Genomic DNA, 16,957 nt, shown 5'->3' with positions numbered 1-16,957 from the left:
GCGATGACTGGACCATAGCCTCTGGCGTCGGGCAAGTCGATCGCGCCGCAGCGATCGGCTAAGGTGTCCGGCCAGAAGGGAATCGCCTCGTCAAGCGTCACCAGGAGACCGGCATGTCGCACTACGCAACCCTCTCGACCCCGATCGGTGAACTGTTGCTGCGCGCCGAGGGCGAGCGGCTCAGCGGTGTCTTCCATCTCGAGGTCGCCCAACCCGCCAAGGCCGTGTCGCAGTGGCGCTACGATCCCGACCCCGAAACCTCTCCCCCGGCAGTGCTGAAAGAGGCCCAGGCGCAGCTCGATGCGTACTTCTCCCACCGGCTCGAGCGCTTCGACCTGCCGCTCGCCGCGCACGGTAGTGCCTTCCAGCAGCGGGTATGGGCAGCACTCGCCGAGGTGCCCTTCGGGGACACCGCAAGCTACGGCGAACTCGCGTCACGGCTCGGCTTCGGCGCCCGCCACGCCCGGGCGATCGGCGCCGCGGTGGGGCGCAACCCGCTGTGTCTGGTGGTGCCCTGCCACCGCGTGCTCGGCCGCGGCGGTGAGCTGCGCGGCTATGCCGGCGGCATCGGCCGCAAGCGCTGGCTGCTCGAGCACGAAGGGGTGCTGAGCGCGCCGCTATGGGCGTCGATCGACTGAGCTCAAGCGACCAGCTTGAGTCCGACCACCGCGCAGACGATCAGGCCGAGAAAGGCGATTCTCAGCGGCCGGTGCGATTCGCCCCAGAGCCACATCCCGATCAGCGCGCTACCGACCGCGCCGATGCCGGTGAAGGTCGCGTAGGCGACGCCGAGGTCGATCTCGCGCATCGCCAGGTTGAGCAGCGCAAGCGATGCCGAGAAGCCCACCACGATGATCGCCAGGCCCGAGCGCCAATGGCCGTCGGTGACCCGCTTGATCGCGGTGACGCCGACGACTTCGAGCAGTCCGGCGAGGACAAGTATCAGCCAAGCCATGGCCGTTCCCCCTGTCGAACCAGCGTCAGCTGGTGCGCTTGAGCCCGATCACACCGAGCAGCAGCAGCGCGATGAAAGCCGCGGTGGCGAGATCCCAGCCGCTGCCCAGCCAGAACATGTCCACCGCCGCGGTGCCAGCGGTTCCGAGTGCGACGAATACCACGTAGGCGGTGGCTACCGGCATCCGCCGGGAGGCATGCAAAAGCAGGGCGAAGCTCGCCGCCACCAGTACCAGGGTCAGCGCCCAGTCACCAACGCTCTGGGCCTGCTTGAGGCCCAGCGCCCAGCCGACTTCCGCGGCGGCGGCCGGCAGCAGCATCGCCCATCCTTTGAGACTCATGGTTCGCCTCCTCCAGATGACAGTGATCGGAATGCTAGACTAACTAACGGTCGTTAGTCTAGCTTGTCATGGTCGTATCGAGATTGGGCGCGCCAATCTCGGTGGGTTGCGGATTAGAATGCGGCTACTGTTCACCGAGGGAGGGACTATGGCCACGACCCGAGAGCGGCTCGCCGCCGCAGGCCTTAGGCTGTTCGCCGAGGAAGGGTTCGAGGCGACGTCGCTGGGCGCGCTCGCCGAGGCGGTGGGAATCCGCAAGCCTTCGATCTACAACCACTTCGACAGCAAGGATGCGCTGTTCCTCTTCCTGGTCGACGAGGTGGTGGGACAGATGCGCGAGCGGATCGCGGCGGGCTTCGAGGCAGCGAGGGGCGGGGCGTTCGACGCGCGTCTCGAGCGTCTGCTCCTCGACGCCAGCGGTGAGGATTTCGGTCGCGCCGAGGGCATCTTCTACAAGCGCTTCATCCTCTTCCCGCCGCCGCGCTTCGCCACCGAGGTCGGCGCCCAAATGGCTCGTTGCGAGCGGGAGTGCGATCTGCTGCTCGATGCCCTCTACGCCCAGGGGCGTGAGCTGGAACTGTTCGAGGGCATCGACCGGGCGAGCTTCGGCGCTACCTTCTACTGCGTCGCCGATGGGCTTTTCACCGAGCGTTTCATCTATGCCGCCGATGAACTGGCCGCAAGGCGTGAGCGGGTCTGGGGCGTGCTGCGCCGGGCGATCGGCCTCTAGGCTTCAGACGCGCCATCTGCCCTCTTCGTGGACCAGCTCAAGCACGCGATCGAGCGCACGTCTCTCGCCATCGATCTCCAGTTCGCCGACCACCTTGCAGCGCCAGTGGGCATCGTCCGCAAGCGGCTTGCACTCCGATACCCCGGTGATCTCCACCCGGTAGGCGAGTCCCTCGAATACCTCGAGCCCGGGCCCCTCGTCGCCGGCAGCGTGCTGCAGGGTCTCGAGTTCGCGTTCGAAGTGGGACTCGATCGCAAGACGCACGGCGTCCTCATCGGGAGCGGAGGCCGTGCAGCCGGATAGCAGCCAGGCGGCGGCGAGAACGCAAAGGCGTAGGAGCTGCGACGGGGCGAATGGGAATGACACTTTCATCGGTGATCCTTACAGTCGCGCCGACTCAGGGCGCGTTTCAAACCCGGCTGAGATCGATGGCGGCTCACTCAGACCGATGGTGTCCGTCGGCAGGCTCGGCACGCGAGAAAGCGTCTCGGACCACGGATGCGGCGCCATTGTGTCGGTGCCGATGCGGATTGGCAATCGCCACCGCTGGTGGCTTCCGCTCGCTGCGCGCAGAATGCGACCGTTGCTCAATCCAACTCATCCAAGCGTACGAGCCCTGCCCATGATCGAACGTATCCGCGATCTCGAAGAGCGTGATCTCACCGCCCTCACGGCGATCTACAACGACGCGGTGGCGCATACCACGGCGATCTGGAACGAGCGCCTGGTCGACATCGACGAGCGCCGCGGCTGGCACGCCCAGCGCCTCGCCCAGGGGTTTCCCGTGCTGGCCGCGGTCGATGCGCAGGATCGGCTGCTCGGCTACGCTACCTATGGCGCCTGGCGTCCCCATGATGGCTATCGCCTCACCGTCGAGCACAGTGTCTACGTCGATGCCGCGCATCGCGGCGCGGGCATCGGTCGAGCGCTGATGCTGGCGCTGATCGAGCGTGCCGAGGCCCAGGGCATGCATGTGATGGTCGCCGGCATCGATGCCGCCAACCATGGATCGATCGCGCTGCACCAGCGGCTCGGCTTCGTCGAGACCGGTACCCTGCGCGAGGTCGGTACCAAGTTCGGTCGCTGGCTGGATCTCACCTTCATGCAGAAGGTGCTGTGAGCAGGCCCGTTCGGTTCACTGGAGTGCGCGATGTTCCTGTTCGTCCTACCGCACCTCGCGGTTTTCCTGCTCGCCATGCTGTGGCTCTCCAAACGCCAGCGCCGCGGTGCCTCACTGGGCCGGCTGGTGCTTGCCGGCCTGCTGCTCGGGGTGGCCTTCGGTCTCGCCCTGCAGTGGCTCTATGGCTTCGACCATCCGCTGGTCAACGACACCCTGAACTGGGTCAACGTGGTCGGCGGCGGCTATGTGCGCCTGCTGCAGATGATCGTAATGCCGTTGGTGCTGGTCTCGATCCTCGGTGCGACGGTCAAGCTTCATGATCTGAGCGCGCTGGGCAAGATCGGCTTCTCGGTGCTGGCGGTACTGATGGTGACGGTGGCGATCTCCGCGGCGATCGGCATCGCAATGGCGCAGCTGTTCGGCCTCAGTGCGGAGGGTCTCGCCCAAGGGGCGCGCGAGCTGGCCCGGGGCGACGCGTTGGTCGGGCGTGCCGACCAGCTCGGCGAGCTCAACCTGGCCCAGATGATCGTCGGCTTCATCCCGGCCAACCCCTTCGCCGAGCTGACCGGGGCCAGGCCGACCTCGATCATCAGCGTGGTGATTTTCTCGATGCTGCTCGGGCTTGCGGCGATGCTTTTGCGTCGCGAGGAGCCGGAGGTCGGAGCGAAGGTGGTCGCCGGGATCGAACTGGCCAGCCGCTGGGTGCTGCGCCTCACGCGGATGATCATTCGGCTCACACCCTACGGGGTGATGGCGCTGATGACCCAGGTGGTGGCGACCTCCAACCTCCACGATATCCTTCAACTGATCAACTTCGTCGTCGCCTCCTACCTGGGCCTCGGCCTGATCCTGCTGCTCCATGCGCTGCTGCTGGCCCTCGGCGGCATCTCGCCGCTGCGTTTCTTCCGCAAGGTCTGGCCGGTGCTGACCTTCGCCTTCACCTCGCGCTCGAGCGCAGCGAGCATCCCGCTCAACATCGATACCCAGGTCTCACGGCTGGGCGTCGATCCTGCGATCGCCAACTTCTCCGCCTCGTTCGGCGCGACCATCGGCCAGAACGGCTGCGCCGGGCTCTATCCGGCGATGCTCGCGGTGATGATCGCACCGACCGTGGGGGTCGATCCGATGACGCCTGGCTTCATCCTCGGCCTGATCGCGGTGGTCGCGATCTCCTCCTTCGGCATCGCCGGGGTCGGCGGTGGGGCGACCTTCGCCGCGATCATCGTGCTCTCGACCCTTGACCTGCCGATCGCACTGGCGGGGCTTTTGATCTCGATCGAACCGCTGATCGACATGGGGAGGACCGCGATCAACGTCAATGGCTCGATGACCACCGGGGCGCTGTCGAGCCGCGTGCTCGGCCAGACCGACTGGCAGCGGTTCGATGCCGACGACGACGTCCATCCAGAGCCCGGTCGCTCGGCCTGAGCCCGGCCCGAGAAAAGGTGCCCGTCGAGCGGGGTGGCGAGTAGCTCAGGTGAGGTGGTAATGGATGAGCTGGTATAGATAGGGTTTCGGTAACGCAACGGGAGCCAAAGGCCTGCCGTTGCCATATGAGGATGCAGTCATGTTCGATCCGGCCTTCTGGGCGCTCTTCTTCGCCGCCGCCCTGGTGATCAACCTCACACCGGGGCCCGATATGCTCTATTGGCTCGGCAAGAGCTGCGTCCAGGGGCGACGCATCGGGCTATGGGCCGCCGCCGGCCTGTGGTGTGGCACGCTGTTCCATGTCAGTGCGGCGGCGGTCGGTCTCTCGGCGCTGTTGGTCGCCTCGAGCACCCTGTTCACGCTGGTCAAGCTGCTCGGCGCGGCCTATCTCTGCTGGCTCGGGATCCAGGCGCTGCGCAACGCGGGGAGCGGGCTGGCCCCGCGGGCCGCGGCCAAAGGGCCGGTCAGCGGCTGGGCGACGTTTCGCCAGGGCGTGCTCATCGACGTGCTCAACCCCAAGACCGCGCTATTTTTCATGGCGTTCCTGCCGCAGTTCGTGCGTCCCGAACTGGCCGATGTCTGGCCGGTATGGGCGCAGCTGGCGGTGCTGGGCTGCCTGGTCACCCTGGTGGCGGTCCCGGTGGAGCTTGCGCTGATTCTCTGCGCCTCGCGGATGACCCTTTGGCTGCGCAGCCGCGAGAACGTCGCCCGCTGGCTCGACCGGCTGCTCGGTGCGATGTTCATCGGCCTCGGTGTGCGTCTGCTGACCGCTGGCCAGAGGAGCTAGCGGCGCGGGGCCTGGCTCAGCGCGCGGTAAGGAATCTTCGCGGACTGAAGGCGCGATAGGCGTCGAGCTCTCGTCCGGCGCAGACCATCTCGGCGAGCCATTCACCGCTGATCGCGCTGGTCGAAAGGCCGATGTGTCCGTGGCCGAAGCCGAACCATAGTCCGGGGTGGCGCGGTGCGGCGCCGAGCACCGGCATGCCGTCGGGCAGCGAAGGGCGTCGCCCAAGCCAAGGAGCGCCCTGCGCCTCGCCGAGCCCTACCGCTTCCCTTGCGCGAGGTAGCAGCCGGGTGAGCTGGCGCGGCGTCGGCGGGCGGTCACGGTCATCCAGCTCGATGCCGGAAAGTATCCGCAGCCGTCCCGCCATCGGGGTGCAGACGAAGGCCGCTTCGACGTCGTGGAACGGGGCCCGCACGCTACCCGGTCGCGCCTCGAGAAACTCCTGGTGGTAGCCCCGCTCGCTGATCATCGGTAGCCGATAGCCCAGCGGGGCGAGCAGGTCGAGCGACCAGGGGCCGGCGCAGACCACCGCTTGAGCGAAGTCCCGCGGACAGCCGGCGATGCGAAATCCCGAGGCAGTGGGCACCAGCGCTGGCGCAGCAAGCTCTTCCAGCCGCCCGCCGCGGTGCACGAACATCCGCCGGTAGGCGCCGACCAACGCGCCGGGGTCATCGACGTAGGAGGTGTTGGGAATCAGCGTGCCGCGTGCATAGACCTTGGCGCCGTGATCCAGGTACTCCTCGAGCGCCCGGCCTTCGAGCTCGTGGTATTCGACTCCGAGATCATCCCAGAGTCGACGCTCGCCGGCCGCTGCGCGATGGCTGGCTTCTCCCCTGTAGAGCTTGAGCCAGCCGCTGTGGTGCAGGCGACCCTCGCAGCCAGCGGCGCGGGAAAGGCGCCGGTGGGCGTCCAGCGCAGGAGCGACCAGCCGCTCGAGCGCGAGCGCGCGCGTAGCCACCGAGTCAGGGTTGCAGCCGCGGACGAAGCGGGCCAGCCACGGCGCCGCGCGCGGCAGGTAGCCCAGCGCGATGCGCAATCCCGGGTCGAGATTCGCGGCCAGACGCGGCAGCTTGCGCCAAAGGTTCGATACGTTGAGCGGAATCACCGAAGAGTGGGTGATGACGCCTGCGTTGCCGTAGGAGGTCATTTGCGTGCCTGTGACGAGACGCTCGAACAGGCTCACGTTAAAGCCTTTCTGCTGCAGGGCGAGCGCGGTGCAGGTGCCCACGGCACCGGCGCCGACCACGGCGATATCGGTGCGAGAGTGAGGCGAAGTCATTGCATTGGCCCTCCAATCAAGGCGAGTCGGCTCGCCCTAAGCCATGTACCAGTAGAGTGCACCGAAGGCGAGAAAGCACAGCGACAGCGGCACCGAGAGCAGCATCGCCCGCAGCGGATCGACACGGACGTTGAGAATGCCGCCGATCAGCCCGGCGACCACGAAGGTGGTCAGGCCCACGGGGGGCATGGCCTGTCCCGCCATTGCCAGGTGCGCCGCGCCGATCGCTACCGCGACCGGATCGAGCCCGAGATCCACCATGGTCGGCGCCATGACGCCGACGATCGCGGTCTGCGCGGTGGTCTGCGAACCGGTGACCATGCCGACCAGCACCACGGCCAGACCGCCGCCGAGCTTCATCGTCCCGACATCGAGCTGGGTGGCGAAGTCACGGATCGACCCCAGCAGCCCGGCGTGGTGGAAAAGGCCGATCATCGCGCCGGCACAGAGCTGGATCTGCACCGTCTTCGCGACCTTCCTGAGGGCATTGGTGCAGACCGAGGGCAGATCGCTACGCACCTGGCGGTAGGGCAGGGTGAACAGGGTGGCGACGATGATCGCCAGCACCACGCTGAAGGCGATGCCCTTGAGCACCGGGGTCGCCGAGAGAGCGGCATAGCCCGGGAGTGCGGAGAACGATAGCCAGCCTCCAGAGAGCAGTGTCACCATCACCAGCAGCACGCCGAGCGGCAGCAGGCTAGGCGCACCCCGGCGCAGCGTGGTCATGGCCGGCGGCAGGGTAGCGAGGCCTGCCGGCATCCGCCGTCCGCGTACCAGCCAGACGCCATTGGCCAGCGCCACCGCCAGCGTGACCAGCATGGTGACGTAGCCCCAGGGATTCATCACTGTCTCCGGTGCGATACCGGTGAAGGCGGCGGCCATGATGAAGGACTGGGAAATCGGCGGCATCCCCGAGCCGACCAGTGCACCGAGGAGGATGATCGCGGCGATCCGCTCACCGGAGATGCCCAGCTCGGCCAGCGAGCGTACTACCAGGAAACCGACCACCGCCGAGGCCGCGATCGCATCGCCCAGCAGCGAGCCGCCGAGCACCAGGGTGACGATCACCGCGCAGACCAGCCCGGCCGGCGAGCGGCCGAACAGTGCGCCGAGCAAATCCAGCGTGGTACGCATCGCGCCGATTCTCAGCTGGGTCTCGGCATAGAGGCTGCCGAACAGCGACAGCCAGATCACCCAGGAGAGCCGATCGATGCCATCGATGATCGCCATCGGCCAATCGCTCGGCGCTAGCCCCTGGAGCAGCGCCGCTGAGACGCCTGCTGCGAGCAGAGCGAGGCGCACGTCGCCGCCGATTCTGGGTAAGGGGAGCAGGGTGATGGCGAACAGCAGCAGGAAGGGGATGAGTACGGACCACATCGAAAAGCTTCCGGATCGTTGTCGTTATGTTTGGTGTTATGTCTGTCGCTATGTGCGTCGTTACATCTGTCGAGCGATTCGTGCGTCAGCGTCTGCGAGCGCATCTCCCAGATCGAATACCGGCAGCCCGAGGCTGCGTTCGAGCGCGCTCCGGTAGGGTGGCAGATTGGTGCACTCGAGTAGTATCGCCACACAGCCTGGGGCTCGAGTCAGCAACGCTTCACCGGCTTCCAGCACATCGGCTTCGGCTGTGCGTGGATCGAGCCTATCCAGGTCCCCGCTGATCACCCGGTGCAGTTCCCGTCCCTCCTCGATGCCCTGGATCACCGCGCGCGGCGACCAGAAACGACCGAAGTGACGGCGGTTCAGCACGCGGCCATCGAAGGTCAGTATCCCGATGGGGGCGTCATCGGCAAAGCGCTTCGCCAGCGTCGGCAGCAGGTTCAGCGCCGAGGAGACCAGCGGTACTGGCAGGCGGGCCTGGAGACGATCGTGGATCGCGCAGGCGAAGCCGCAGGAGGTGGTGAGCAGCTTCGCACCGCGCTCGACCAGCGCATTACCGGCCTGCGCCATCGCTTCGACCACTTCGGCGTCGATCGGGCCATCGACCACTACATTGGAAACGCGTGCCGCCTCGACGCGCGCATAGAGCCCCCGACCGCCGAGGGTATCGGGATGACCGATGTCTCCCGGCGGGCGGGGGAAGCGGGTCGCCAGCATGATCACCCCGATCGGGGTGGTCGCGGGCCACGATGTCACCCGAGATAGCGCTCGACCAGCTTGACCCAGTAGGCCGCGCCGACGGGCAGGATCTCATCGTTGAAGTTGTAGCCTGGGTTGTGCAGCGAAGCGCTGTCGCCGTTGCCGAGGAACAGGTAGCAGCCGGGCACCTTCTCGAGCATGTAGGCGAAGTCCTCGCTGGCAGTGATCGGCTCGAAGCCGGCTTCTATCGCATCCTCGCCGAAGTGCTCGAGCGCCACTTCGCGGGCCAGCTGGGTCTCGCCGGCATGGTTCACCAGCACCGGATAGCCGCGCTGGTAGTCGATCAGCGCTTCGGCACCGAAGCTTTGCGCCTGGGCCTTGCTGATCTCGATGATCCGGCGTTCGAGCAGGTCGCGGACCTGGTTGGAGAACGCCCGTATGGTGAGCTTCAACTCCACGCTATCGGGGATCACGTTGCTGACCGAGCCGCCCTGGATGCTGCCGATCGTCACCACGCCGGTCTCGAGCGGTGCCACGTTGCGCGAGACCACGCTCTGCAGCGCCATGACCAGCGAGGCGGCCGCGACCACCGGGTCCACCGAGAGCTGGGGCACTGCGCCGTGGCCGCCGCGGCCCTGGACGCGAATGATCGCGGTGTCGGAGGAGGCCATGGTCGGTCCCTCGACGAAGCAGAGCTTGCCGGCCGGTACGCCCGGCATGTTGTGCAGGCCGAAGATCGCATCGCAAGGGAAGCGTTCGAACAGCCCTTCCTCGAGCATCTTCAAAGCACCGGCGAGGCTCTCCTCGGCGGGCTGGAAGATCACGCGCAGGGTGCCGTCGAACTCGCCATGCTCGGCGAGATAGCGCGCCGCGGTGAGCAGGGTGGTGGTATGGCCATCGTGGCCGCAGGCATGCATCACGCCCGGATTGCGGCTGGCGTAGGGCAGTCCGGTGGCTTCCTCGATCGGCAGCGCGTCCATGTCGGCGCGCAGCCCGATCACGGCGCTGCCGCTGCCGCGCTTCAGGGTGCCGACCACCCCGGTGCCGCCGAGCCCGCGATCGACCTCGAAGCCCCATCGCTCGAGCCGCTCGGCGACCAGGTCGCTGGTGCGATGCTCGTGGTAGCCGAGCTCGGGGTGGGTATGGATGTCGCGGCGCAGCGAAACCATCTCGGGCAGGTACTCCTGGATGCGTGCGCGTACGGGATCGGGTTGGGTGGGAAGGGACATGCTCGCTCCTAATGCTTGGCGTTATTGGTTCAGTCGAAATGGCGTTCGCGGAAAGTGGCGAAGGCGGCAAGGCTGATCAGCAGCATGACGATAAGGTACCACGCTGGAGACATGGGATTACCAGTGACTTCGAGCAGCCAGGTGACCACGAACTGCGCGGTGCCGCCGAACAGCGCGACGCCGAGCGCATAGGTCATCGCCATCCCGGTGGCGCGTACCGGACGAGGCAGCGCCTCGATGATCAACAAAAGCCCTGCGGTCATGTTGAACCCCATCGCGGCGACCAGGAACAGCCGGCTGATCATCGCAAGCCACAGGGTGGCGGGATCGGCGAGCAGCACGAAGGTCGGGTAGACGAGCACGATCGCGACCAATAGCGAGCCGATGGCCAAGCGCTTGTGCTGGCGCAGGCGATCCAGCGCGAGCCCGGCGACCAGGGCTGAAATGATCAGCATCAGGCTGGTGAGCACGCTCATCAGGTAGGCGGTGGTGGGCGACAAATGGGAGACCCGGGTCATGTAGGTCGGCATGTAGAAGAGAATGATGTAGGTCAAAAGCGTCGCTGCCATGATGATCGCAAGGCCGAGCACGAACTGGCGCAGATGCTCGCGCAGGAAGATCGAGACCGGGTTGCGGGCCGCATCGCTGCTGTGGCGCTGGGCCTCGTGGCCGCTGTAGGTTTCCTCGACCTTGCGGCGGATGTAGAGACCGACCGGGATGATCGCGAGCCCGACCAGAAACGGCAGCCGCCAGCCCCAGGCGTGCAGCGCCTCTTGCGACAGTGTGCTGGTGAGCAGCGCGCCGCAGGCGGCGCCGAGCAGCGAGCTCGCCCCTTGGCTGATCACCTGCCAGCTGACGTAGAAGCCGCGGTCGTGGCTGCCGGCCGACTCCATCAGCAGCGCCGTCGAGGCGCCGATCTCGCCGCCGGCGGAGAACCCTTGCAGCAGCCGCCCGGCGAGAATCAAGAGCGGTGCGAAAATGCCGATCTGGGCGTGGGTTGGCGCCAGCGCGATCATTGCCGTACCGAGCCCCATCAGGGTGATGGTCAAAAGCATCGCTGCCTTGCGCCCGGCACGGTCGGCGTAGGCGCCGAGCACCATGCTGCCGAGCGGGCGCATGACGAAGCCGACCCCGAACACCCCGACCGCCATCAGCAGCGAGCCATAGGGGGTCTCGGAGGGAAAGTAGAGCGCGCCGATGATCGATGCGAAGAAGCTGAATACGGTGAAGTCGAACATCTCGAGGCCGTTGCCGAGGCTGGCGGCGATGATCAGCTTGGCGCGGGAAAGCTGGCGTGGTGCCGCGCCGGCGTCCGACGGCTGGGCGAGTTGGGACATGTAACGGCTCCGATTGTTGGTGGCGAGCCCTGCTGTCGAAGGCATGAGTTGGTTAAGTTTTAAAACAGCCCTGGTTCGACCTTAATCGGTTGCGGCGAGGGAGGGAAGGGGCCTTCACGGCCTTGGTCGCGCGGTGCTCACCTGCACGTGCTTTTGTGCGAGGATAGCGGCTCAGCGCCCCATCAAGAGGGTGCCTTGGCGCGAGAGCGATCTTCTTATGGACACCCCCAGGCATGAACTCACCATGTCGGTGCTGATGACCCCCGATCTGGCCAACTTCTCCGGCAAGGTACACGGGGGAGCGCTGCTCAAGTACCTCGATGAAGTCGCCTACGCTTGCGCCGCGCGCTGGGCCCAGAGCTACGTGGTGACGCTTTCGGTCGACCAGGTGATCTTTCGCCAGCCGATCCACGTCGGCGAGCTGGTCACCTTCCTCGCCGCGGTCAACTACACCGGGCGCAGTTCGATGGAGATCGGGATCAAAGTCGTCGCCGAGGATTTTCGCCAGGGCGTGGTGCGCCATACCAACAGCTGCTACTTCACCATGGTGGCGGTGGACGACGACGGGCGCCCGATGGCGGTGCCGGCGCTTACTCCGGTCACCGAGATCGGGCGCCAGCGCTTCGAGTCGGGGCGCCGGCGTCGCGAACTCCGCCGTGAGATGGAAGCGCGCTTCAGGGCGATTCGAAATGCGGAGGGCGAACGGCCCGATCTCCCCGCTCAGGAGTCGTGAGCGACTCGAAGGCCCGCAGGCGCGGCAGTGGATCCTGGCCGTAGTAGCGCGACAGCAGCGCATAGAGGTCGGGGTAGGCCTCGGCGAGGATGTCCGGCGCGGTGAAGAAGTATTCACTGCAGACCGCGAAGCACTCTCCCGGGTGGCTTGCCGCGTAGTCGTCGATCGGGGTCGGTTCGTCGTGTGCGAGGCGATCCTTGAGGTCCTGCCACACCACGCTGAACACCTGGTGCCAGGTCTTCGCCGAAAGGCCCGGCGGCAGCGGTGGCAGGCCGTCGACGTCCTCGGAGTTGCCCATGTCGAGCTTGTGGCAGAACTCGTGGATGATCACGTTGAAGCCGCTCCACTCGCCGCTGTGCTCGACGTCAGCCAGCGACACCACTACGGGCCCCTGGTAGGAGGTCTCGCCCACCCGCTCGTCGACGTACTCATGGGTCACCCCATACTCGTCGACCTCGACCACCTCGCGGGTGAAGGCATCCGGCACCACCACCACCTCATGCACATTGGCGAAGGCCGATTCTCCGTCCTCCCAACCGAGCGCGAGCAGGGCGACCTGCGCGGTCAGGCGCAGCCGTTCGGCGAGCGGCCAATCGGCGCCATCCACCGGCAGGGTGAGCCGTAGTTCGTGCAGCAGCCGCCAGGCGCGCTTGCCGAGCAGCGCGCGCTGGGTTTCGTCGAGCCCATGGGCGATCGGCAGCTGGTCGACGACCTCGCGCCAGAGCCGCTCGGGCAAGGGATGACGTTGGCGAGTGTGCCGCCACTTGAGATCCGACAGCCAGCCGATGGTCTTGCTCCTCGAAGTACGGGTAGGAATACGCATGAAAGTGCGCGCGTCCCGAGGATAACCAGCGGCTCGAACGGTGTCAGCCCATCGGCGCTGAATGACGTCTGGGCGGGGAGCTCAACGGCACAGAGCGCGCCCGTGGGCGCGCTCTGTGCGACTGCCTGGTATTCGCTCAGTCATCCATCCAGCCGCGGCCTTTCATGCAGTCGTCGAAGGTCTCGCTGTCGTCGGCCTGGTTGGCCATCACCCGGCACTCGGCCTGGTCGCTATAGCGGTCAGCATCGGTGCCATCGGGCTTTTGCCAGTCAGTGGCGCAGCCGGCCATGAGTAGAGTGGAAAACAGCGCGGCTGTGGTGAAAACGAGAGATTTCATACGGTCCGATTCCTTTCATCACGATCTGACGGAAGCGCCCCGATGCCCAATGGGCACCGCGAGCGGTACCAGATCATCCTAGATCGTCCGGATCAAAGCGCCACTCGCTTCTCGATACGCATTGTAAGCGAAGCACTCTTGCGTATTGCCCCGTGTCGCTTGGTAAGCATGCCTTTCCCGGCGCGTCGGCTCGGGCTCAGCCCTGGCCTCCCGCCTTCAGCGACCAGTCGCGCAGGCGCAAATCGAACAGATCCTTGCGCCGGTCCTTCAGGTTGGTCACCGAGCCCTCGCTGCGCACCACCTTGAGCCGTCGCAGGTCGAGATCCGAGAACATCAGCATCTCGGTGTTCGGCGTGGTCTCCGACATCACCGCGTCGTGGGGGAAGGCGAAGTCCGAGGGTGAAAACACCGACGACTGCGCGTACTGCACGTCGAGGTTCTCGATCGATGGCACGTTGCCGACGCTGCCGCAGACCACCACGTAGCATTCGTTTTCGATCGCCCGCGCCTGGGCACAGTGGCGCACCCGCAGGTAGCTGTTCTTGGTGTCGGTCCAGAACGGCACGAAGAGGATGTCCATCTCTTGCTCGGCCAGCAATCGTGCAAGCTCCGGGAACTCGACGTCATAGCAGATCAGGATGCCGATGCGCCCGGCATCGGTATCGAACACGGTGAGCGAGTCGCCGCCCTCGATCACCCAGTCGCGACGCTCCTGCGGGGTGATGTGGAGCTTGGGCTGGCGGTCGATGGAGCCATCGCGGCGGCACAGGTAGGCGACGTTGTAGAGCCGGCCATCCTCACCCTGCTCGATCATCGACCCGGCGATGATGTTGATGTTGTAGGAGACCGCCATCCGCGAGATCTCCTCCTTGAAACGCGCGGTGAATCCGGCGAGGAAGCGAATCGCCTGGACCTGGTCCGACTGGTCGGTGAGGCCCATCAGAGGGGTGTTGAAGAGCTCCGGCAGCACCGCGAAGTCGCTTTGGTAGTCGGAGATCGCATCGACGTAGAACTCGACCTGCTGGAGCACCTGTTCGACCGAGGCGAACTCGCGCATCTGCCACTGCACTGCGCCGACCCGAACTTCCTGCTTGCGCCAATCGAGCACCGATTCGGCCGGCTCGAAGAGAATGTTGTTCCACTCGAGCAAAGTGGCGTAGCCCATCGAGTGCTCGTCCTCGGGCAGGTACTTGCGCAACAGCCGCTTGACCAGGAAGTCGTTGGCCAGCTGGAAGGAGAGGATCGGGTCGTGGATCTCCTTGCGCGAGACCTTGTCGATGTACTCGGTCGGCGACAGCTCCTCGGCATAGCGGTGATAGCCGGGAATTCGCCCGCCGGCGAGGATCGCGCGCAGGTTGAGCGAGCGGCAGAGGTCCTTGCGCGCCTCGTAAAGCCGCCGGCCGAGGCGGTAGCCGCGATAGTCGGGATGGATCAGTACGTCGAGGCCGTAGAGCGTATCGCCCTGGGGAGCATTGAGGATGATGTCGCGATGGCCGATCAGATCGTCGTACTTGTGCGGATTCGAGAACACGTCGTAGTCGACTCGCACGGTCAGCGCCATGCCGACCAGCCGGCCGTCGTCCTCGATGGCGAGCTGGCCATCGGGGAACTCACCGATCAGCCGGTCGATGGTGAGCTTCGACCAAGCCCCGCCGATATCCTCGTAGACCGCATCCATCAGCGCTTTGAGCTGTGGATAGTCGGCGGACTCGAGGTTGCGGATGTTGAGATGCAGGGCTTCTTTCGACATGGCTGAATCCAGCGGAGGGTAGGTGGAACCGGTTTGGAGTCTAGCACGGCGTGTGAAGTTCACCGTGGCGAACGGCGTCGCGCGATGGCCCAGGACCGCTACACTGAGGACAAGCGCGAACGAGATTCGCCCACGATGGACGGCGTACCCGCGTGGCTCGCCAGGAGGAAGTTGGAGATGACGCGAACGTTATTCGAACTGCGTGGGAGCGACCCACGTGTGCGTTTCTCGCCCTACTGCTGGAGGGTCCGTATGGCGCTCAAGCACAAGGGACTGGCCTTCGAAACCCGCGCGCTGCGCTTCGTCGACAACGATGCACTGGCGTTTTCGGGCCAAGGCGACGGTCTGGCGCGCAGGGTGCCGGTGCTGCGCGAGGAGAGCGGTCGAGCGATCGTCGACAGCTACGCGATCATCCAGCATCTCGACCGGCGCTATCCCCAGGCGCCGCTGTTCGATGGTCCAGGCGCCGAGAGCAGCGGACGTTTCATCAAGGCGTGGTCCGAGACCCAGCTGGCCCCGGCGCTCAGCCGCATCATGATGGCGGATCTGTTCGATGCCCTCGACCCGATCGACCAACCCTACTTCCGTGCCTCGCGAGAGGCGCGTTTAGGCATGACGCTCGAGCGTTTCTGCGACCCGGCGCGAGGGCGGATCATGCTCGAGATGGCGCTGGCGCCGCTGCGCCTGCGCCTGCGTGAGACCGCGTTCCTCGGTGGTGACCAGCCGGGCGGCAGCGATTACCTCGCTTTCGGCTTCTTCATGTGGGCGAGGGTGATGATGCGCGACGAGCTGCTCGACCCCGAGGACCGCGTCGCCGAGTGGCAGGATCGACTGCTCGGCGCCTTCGGCGGCTACGCGGCGAGCGCGGCGCGGGCCTACGCCGCTCCCAGGCCGCCGGCCGATGTCGTCGCGCTGGTGCCGCGCTCGATCTCCTGAGCCTCGGGCGCTCGGCTCAGAGGCGGGGAGGCTGCGCCTCTTGCGGGTCACTCATCGGCAGGCCAGCGACATCGCGCAGGGCATCGTGCAGCGACGCGGCGAGCATCGGTCCATGGCTGAGCGCGGGATAGGCGCGATAGCGCACCTCCAGCCCCTCCACCGCATCGAGCCGCTTGGCGAGATCCTCCACCACGGTAGGCGACAGTCGCGCGCGAAGCCGTGAGCCGTCGCGCAGCGGTTCGGCCTCCTCAGACGGAGGGCGATCTGCGTTGCGCTGGTGGCGACCGACCTCGTCCCCGCCGTGGAACAGCGTCAGCGACTTGGTCTCGCTGGTAAGGCGTCGAGCGAGTCCACCCTCGCGAGCGAGGCTCTGGCCGCCGTTCCAGCCGAGCGACGGACTCGCGGCGTAGTAGCGGGAGAAATCGCCGGGCGCCTGGAACAAGGTATCGAGCACGAACAGTCCAGCGTAGGAGTGGCCCCAGAGCGCGCGACGGCTGGCATCGATCGCGATGTCCTGCTCGGCCTCGGGAATGATCCGCTGGTGCAGTAGCGCGCGGAACGTGTCGCTGCCGCCGCTCTCGCGGGTCTGGTTCCAAGGGTCCGTGCCGGGCTTGCCGTCGGGATCGGGCGGCGTGTAGTCGTAGGCGCGTGCGGTGGTATCGAAGGGCAGTTCGGTCTGGTAGCCGATCGCCACCAGCACGGGAGGCGCGGCTCGATCGATGGCACCGAGCAGCTCCTCATCGAGCGCGCCGATCGCCGCGTTGCCGTCGAGCATGTAGAGCACCGGATAGCCGCCCGGGGGCGGTGGTGCCTCCGGCCGGCCCACCCAGATGCGATAGTGGCGTTGGCCATCGTCGGAGTCGATCTCGAAGCGCTTGAAGCTGTAGGCATCGGAGCCGACGTCGGCGATGTTGGGTCCAAGCGGCTGCATGCTTGGCTGGGCGACGGCTAGGCTGGTGAAGGCAAAGGCGAGGCCGGCGGCGAGCGATGCCGCGGCCCGTCCCGGCGAGAGATGCAAAAGATGGTGCGCTGACATGCACGGCTCCATGATCGGCAGGCAAAAAGAGGCAACATCGCGCTTTGCCGCCAGCGATGCA

General features: G+C 66.3%; 19 protein-coding genes. 7 read left to right on the top strand and 12 right to left on the bottom strand.

Going from position 1 to position 16,957, the window contains the following annotated elements; all coding sequences use genetic code 11:
- Window positions 1-113: 113 nt before the first annotated feature.
- The gene (locus Q376_RS0101680; protein WP_027348823.1) at window positions 114-638 is read left to right on the top strand and encodes a methylated-DNA--[protein]-cysteine S-methyltransferase; all 525 of its coding nucleotides are present in this window, start codon (window positions 114-116) and stop codon (window positions 636-638) included.
- A 2-nt stretch (window positions 639-640) separates the two neighbouring features.
- On the opposite strand, the gene Q376_RS0101675 is transcribed toward Q376_RS0101680, so the two are convergent.
- On the bottom strand, window positions 641-955 hold the full coding sequence (locus Q376_RS0101675; protein WP_027348822.1) for a DMT family transporter: 315 nt from the start codon (window positions 953-955) through the stop codon (window positions 641-643).
- A gap of 25 nt (window positions 956-980) precedes the next feature.
- Window positions 981-1,295 carry a DMT family transporter gene (locus Q376_RS0101670; protein ID WP_027348821.1) on the bottom strand — a complete coding sequence of 105 codons (315 nt, stop codon included), beginning with the start codon at window positions 1,293-1,295 and terminating at the stop codon, window positions 981-983.
- A gap of 148 nt (window positions 1,296-1,443) precedes the next feature.
- Here Q376_RS0101670 and Q376_RS23860 point away from each other — a divergent pair, with 148 nt between their 5' ends.
- Window positions 1,444-2,025, top strand: a complete 582-nt coding sequence (locus Q376_RS23860; RefSeq protein WP_052364849.1) for a TetR/AcrR family transcriptional regulator — start codon at window positions 1,444-1,446, stop codon at window positions 2,023-2,025.
- A 3-nt stretch (window positions 2,026-2,028) separates the two neighbouring features.
- Here Q376_RS23860 and Q376_RS0101660 read toward each other — a convergent pair whose 3' ends face one another.
- The gene (locus tag Q376_RS0101660; RefSeq protein WP_027348820.1) at window positions 2,029-2,397 is read right to left on the bottom strand and encodes a hypothetical protein; all 369 of its coding nucleotides are present in this window, start codon (window positions 2,395-2,397) and stop codon (window positions 2,029-2,031) included.
- 250 nt (window positions 2,398-2,647) lie between these two features.
- On the opposite strand from Q376_RS0101660, the gene Q376_RS0101655 reads away from it, so the two are divergent.
- The 3 genes from Q376_RS0101655 to Q376_RS0101645 all read left to right on the top strand — a co-directional run bounded on the left by Q376_RS0101655 (window position 2,648) and on the right by Q376_RS0101645 (window position 5,360).
- Window positions 2,648-3,145, top strand: a complete 498-nt coding sequence (locus Q376_RS0101655; RefSeq protein WP_027348819.1) for a GNAT family N-acetyltransferase — start codon at window positions 2,648-2,650, stop codon at window positions 3,143-3,145.
- Between the two features lie 30 nt (window positions 3,146-3,175).
- Window positions 3,176-4,573: an L-cystine transporter gene (locus Q376_RS0101650; RefSeq protein WP_027348818.1), complete on the top strand. Its 1,398-nt coding sequence runs from the start codon at window positions 3,176-3,178 to the stop codon at window positions 4,571-4,573.
- A gap of 139 nt (window positions 4,574-4,712) precedes the next feature.
- The gene (locus Q376_RS0101645; protein ID WP_027348817.1) at window positions 4,713-5,360 is read left to right on the top strand and encodes a LysE family translocator; all 648 of its coding nucleotides are present in this window, start codon (window positions 4,713-4,715) and stop codon (window positions 5,358-5,360) included.
- 16 nt (window positions 5,361-5,376) lie between these two features.
- On the opposite strand, the gene Q376_RS21060 is transcribed toward Q376_RS0101645, so the two are convergent.
- The 5 genes from Q376_RS21060 to Q376_RS0101620 are packed head-to-tail and all read right to left on the bottom strand — an operon-like array spanning window position 5,377 to window position 11,281.
- Window positions 5,377-6,636 (bottom strand): NAD(P)/FAD-dependent oxidoreductase, encoded by a 1,260-nt coding sequence (locus Q376_RS21060; RefSeq protein WP_043445702.1) that lies wholly within the window; start codon window positions 6,634-6,636, stop codon window positions 5,377-5,379.
- Between the two features lie 36 nt (window positions 6,637-6,672).
- Window positions 6,673-8,013, bottom strand: coding sequence for a TRAP transporter large permease subunit (locus Q376_RS0101635; protein WP_027348816.1), 1,341 nt, complete (start codon window positions 8,011-8,013; stop codon window positions 6,673-6,675).
- Window positions 8,014-8,073: 60 nt separating this feature from the next.
- Window positions 8,074-8,772, bottom strand: a complete 699-nt coding sequence (locus Q376_RS21055; protein ID WP_052364848.1) for an aspartate/glutamate racemase family protein — start codon at window positions 8,770-8,772, stop codon at window positions 8,074-8,076.
- Window positions 8,769-9,944: a M20 aminoacylase family protein gene (locus tag Q376_RS0101625; protein ID WP_027348815.1), complete on the bottom strand. Its 1,176-nt coding sequence runs from the start codon at window positions 9,942-9,944 to the stop codon at window positions 8,769-8,771. Before Q376_RS0101625 ends, Q376_RS21055 begins: the two co-directional genes overlap by 4 nt.
- A gap of 29 nt (window positions 9,945-9,973) precedes the next feature.
- Entirely contained in the window at window positions 9,974-11,281 is a 1,308-nt protein-coding gene (locus Q376_RS0101620; protein WP_043445698.1) for an MFS transporter, read from the bottom strand.
- Between the two features lie 217 nt (window positions 11,282-11,498).
- Between Q376_RS0101620 and Q376_RS21050 the strand changes: the two genes are divergently transcribed.
- The gene (locus Q376_RS21050; RefSeq protein WP_052364847.1) at window positions 11,499-12,014 is read left to right on the top strand and encodes an acyl-CoA thioesterase; all 516 of its coding nucleotides are present in this window, start codon (window positions 11,499-11,501) and stop codon (window positions 12,012-12,014) included.
- Here the strand turns inward: Q376_RS21050 and Q376_RS21045 are convergent.
- The 3 genes from Q376_RS21045 to Q376_RS0101600 all read right to left on the bottom strand — a co-directional run bounded on the left by Q376_RS21045 (window position 11,956) and on the right by Q376_RS0101600 (window position 14,924).
- Window positions 11,956-12,837, bottom strand: coding sequence for a M90 family metallopeptidase (locus tag Q376_RS21045; RefSeq protein ID WP_081803338.1), 882 nt, complete (start codon window positions 12,835-12,837; stop codon window positions 11,956-11,958). The genes Q376_RS21050 and Q376_RS21045 overlap by 59 nt on opposite strands.
- A 136-nt stretch (window positions 12,838-12,973) precedes the next feature.
- Window positions 12,974-13,174: a hypothetical protein gene (locus Q376_RS0101605; RefSeq protein WP_027348813.1), complete on the bottom strand. Its 201-nt coding sequence runs from the start codon at window positions 13,172-13,174 to the stop codon at window positions 12,974-12,976.
- A 196-nt stretch (window positions 13,175-13,370) separates the two neighbouring features.
- A complete protein-coding gene (locus Q376_RS0101600) occupies window positions 13,371-14,924 on the bottom strand; it encodes a bifunctional GNAT family N-acetyltransferase/carbon-nitrogen hydrolase family protein (RefSeq protein ID WP_027348812.1) in 1,554 nt (517 codons plus the stop codon).
- 177 nt (window positions 14,925-15,101) lie between these two features.
- Between Q376_RS0101600 and Q376_RS21040 the strand changes: the two genes are divergently transcribed.
- Window positions 15,102-15,860 carry a glutathione S-transferase N-terminal domain-containing protein gene (locus tag Q376_RS21040; protein ID WP_081803337.1) on the top strand — a complete coding sequence of 253 codons (759 nt, stop codon included), beginning with the start codon at window positions 15,102-15,104 and terminating at the stop codon, window positions 15,858-15,860.
- A gap of 16 nt (window positions 15,861-15,876) precedes the next feature.
- On the opposite strand, the gene Q376_RS21035 is transcribed toward Q376_RS21040, so the two are convergent.
- On the bottom strand, window positions 15,877-16,896 hold the full coding sequence (locus Q376_RS21035) for an alpha/beta hydrolase (protein WP_052364846.1): 1,020 nt from the start codon (window positions 16,894-16,896) through the stop codon (window positions 15,877-15,879).
- Window positions 16,897-16,957 lie beyond the last annotated feature (61 nt).

The sequence above is a fragment of the Halotalea alkalilenta DSM 17697 genome (assembly GCF_000621205.1).
GTDB lineage: Bacteria > Pseudomonadota > Gammaproteobacteria > Pseudomonadales > Halomonadaceae > Halotalea > Halotalea alkalilenta.
This window is presented reverse-complemented; position numbering and strand designations above follow the sequence as displayed.

Bases quoted from the DNA above. Each gene is read 5' to 3' on its own strand.
- Q376_RS0101645 (WP_027348817.1), top strand. From the start codon at position 4,713: ATGTTCGATCCGGCCTTCTGGGCGCTCTTCTTCGCCGCCGCCCTGGTG.
- Q376_RS23860 (WP_052364849.1), top strand. From the start codon at position 1,444: ATGGCCACGACCCGAGAGCGGCTCGCCGCCGCAGGCCTTAGGCTGTTC.
- Q376_RS0101625 (WP_027348815.1), bottom strand. From the start codon at position 9,944: ATGTCCCTTCCCACCCAACCCGATCCCGTACGCGCACGCATCCAGGAG.
- Q376_RS0101605 (WP_027348813.1), bottom strand. From the start codon at position 13,174: ATGAAATCTCTCGTTTTCACCACAGCCGCGCTGTTTTCCACTCTACTC.
- Q376_RS0101660 (WP_027348820.1), bottom strand. From the start codon at position 2,397: ATGAAAGTGTCATTCCCATTCGCCCCGTCGCAGCTCCTACGCCTTTGC.
- Q376_RS0101635 (WP_027348816.1), bottom strand. From the start codon at position 8,013: ATGTGGTCCGTACTCATCCCCTTCCTGCTGCTGTTCGCCATCACCCTG.
- Q376_RS0101620 (WP_043445698.1), bottom strand. From the start codon at position 11,281: ATGTCCCAACTCGCCCAGCCGTCGGACGCCGGCGCGGCACCACGCCAG.
- Q376_RS0101650 (WP_027348818.1), top strand. From the start codon at position 3,176: ATGTTCCTGTTCGTCCTACCGCACCTCGCGGTTTTCCTGCTCGCCATG.
- Q376_RS0101655 (WP_027348819.1), top strand. From the start codon at position 2,648: ATGATCGAACGTATCCGCGATCTCGAAGAGCGTGATCTCACCGCCCTC.
- Q376_RS0101680 (WP_027348823.1), top strand. From the start codon at position 114: ATGTCGCACTACGCAACCCTCTCGACCCCGATCGGTGAACTGTTGCTG.
- Q376_RS21040 (WP_081803337.1), top strand. From the start codon at position 15,102: ATGACGCGAACGTTATTCGAACTGCGTGGGAGCGACCCACGTGTGCGT.
- Q376_RS21050 (WP_052364847.1), top strand. From the start codon at position 11,499: ATGGACACCCCCAGGCATGAACTCACCATGTCGGTGCTGATGACCCCC.
- Q376_RS21045 (WP_081803338.1), bottom strand. From the start codon at position 12,837: ATGCGTATTCCTACCCGTACTTCGAGGAGCAAGACCATCGGCTGGCTG.
- Q376_RS21035 (WP_052364846.1), bottom strand. From the start codon at position 16,896: ATGTCAGCGCACCATCTTTTGCATCTCTCGCCGGGACGGGCCGCGGCA.
- Q376_RS0101675 (WP_027348822.1), bottom strand. From the start codon at position 955: ATGGCTTGGCTGATACTTGTCCTCGCCGGACTGCTCGAAGTCGTCGGC.
- Q376_RS21060 (WP_043445702.1), bottom strand. From the start codon at position 6,636: ATGACTTCGCCTCACTCTCGCACCGATATCGCCGTGGTCGGCGCCGGT.
- Q376_RS0101600 (WP_027348812.1), bottom strand. From the start codon at position 14,924: ATGTCGAAAGAAGCCCTGCATCTCAACATCCGCAACCTCGAGTCCGCC.
- Q376_RS0101670 (WP_027348821.1), bottom strand. From the start codon at position 1,295: ATGAGTCTCAAAGGATGGGCGATGCTGCTGCCGGCCGCCGCCGCGGAA.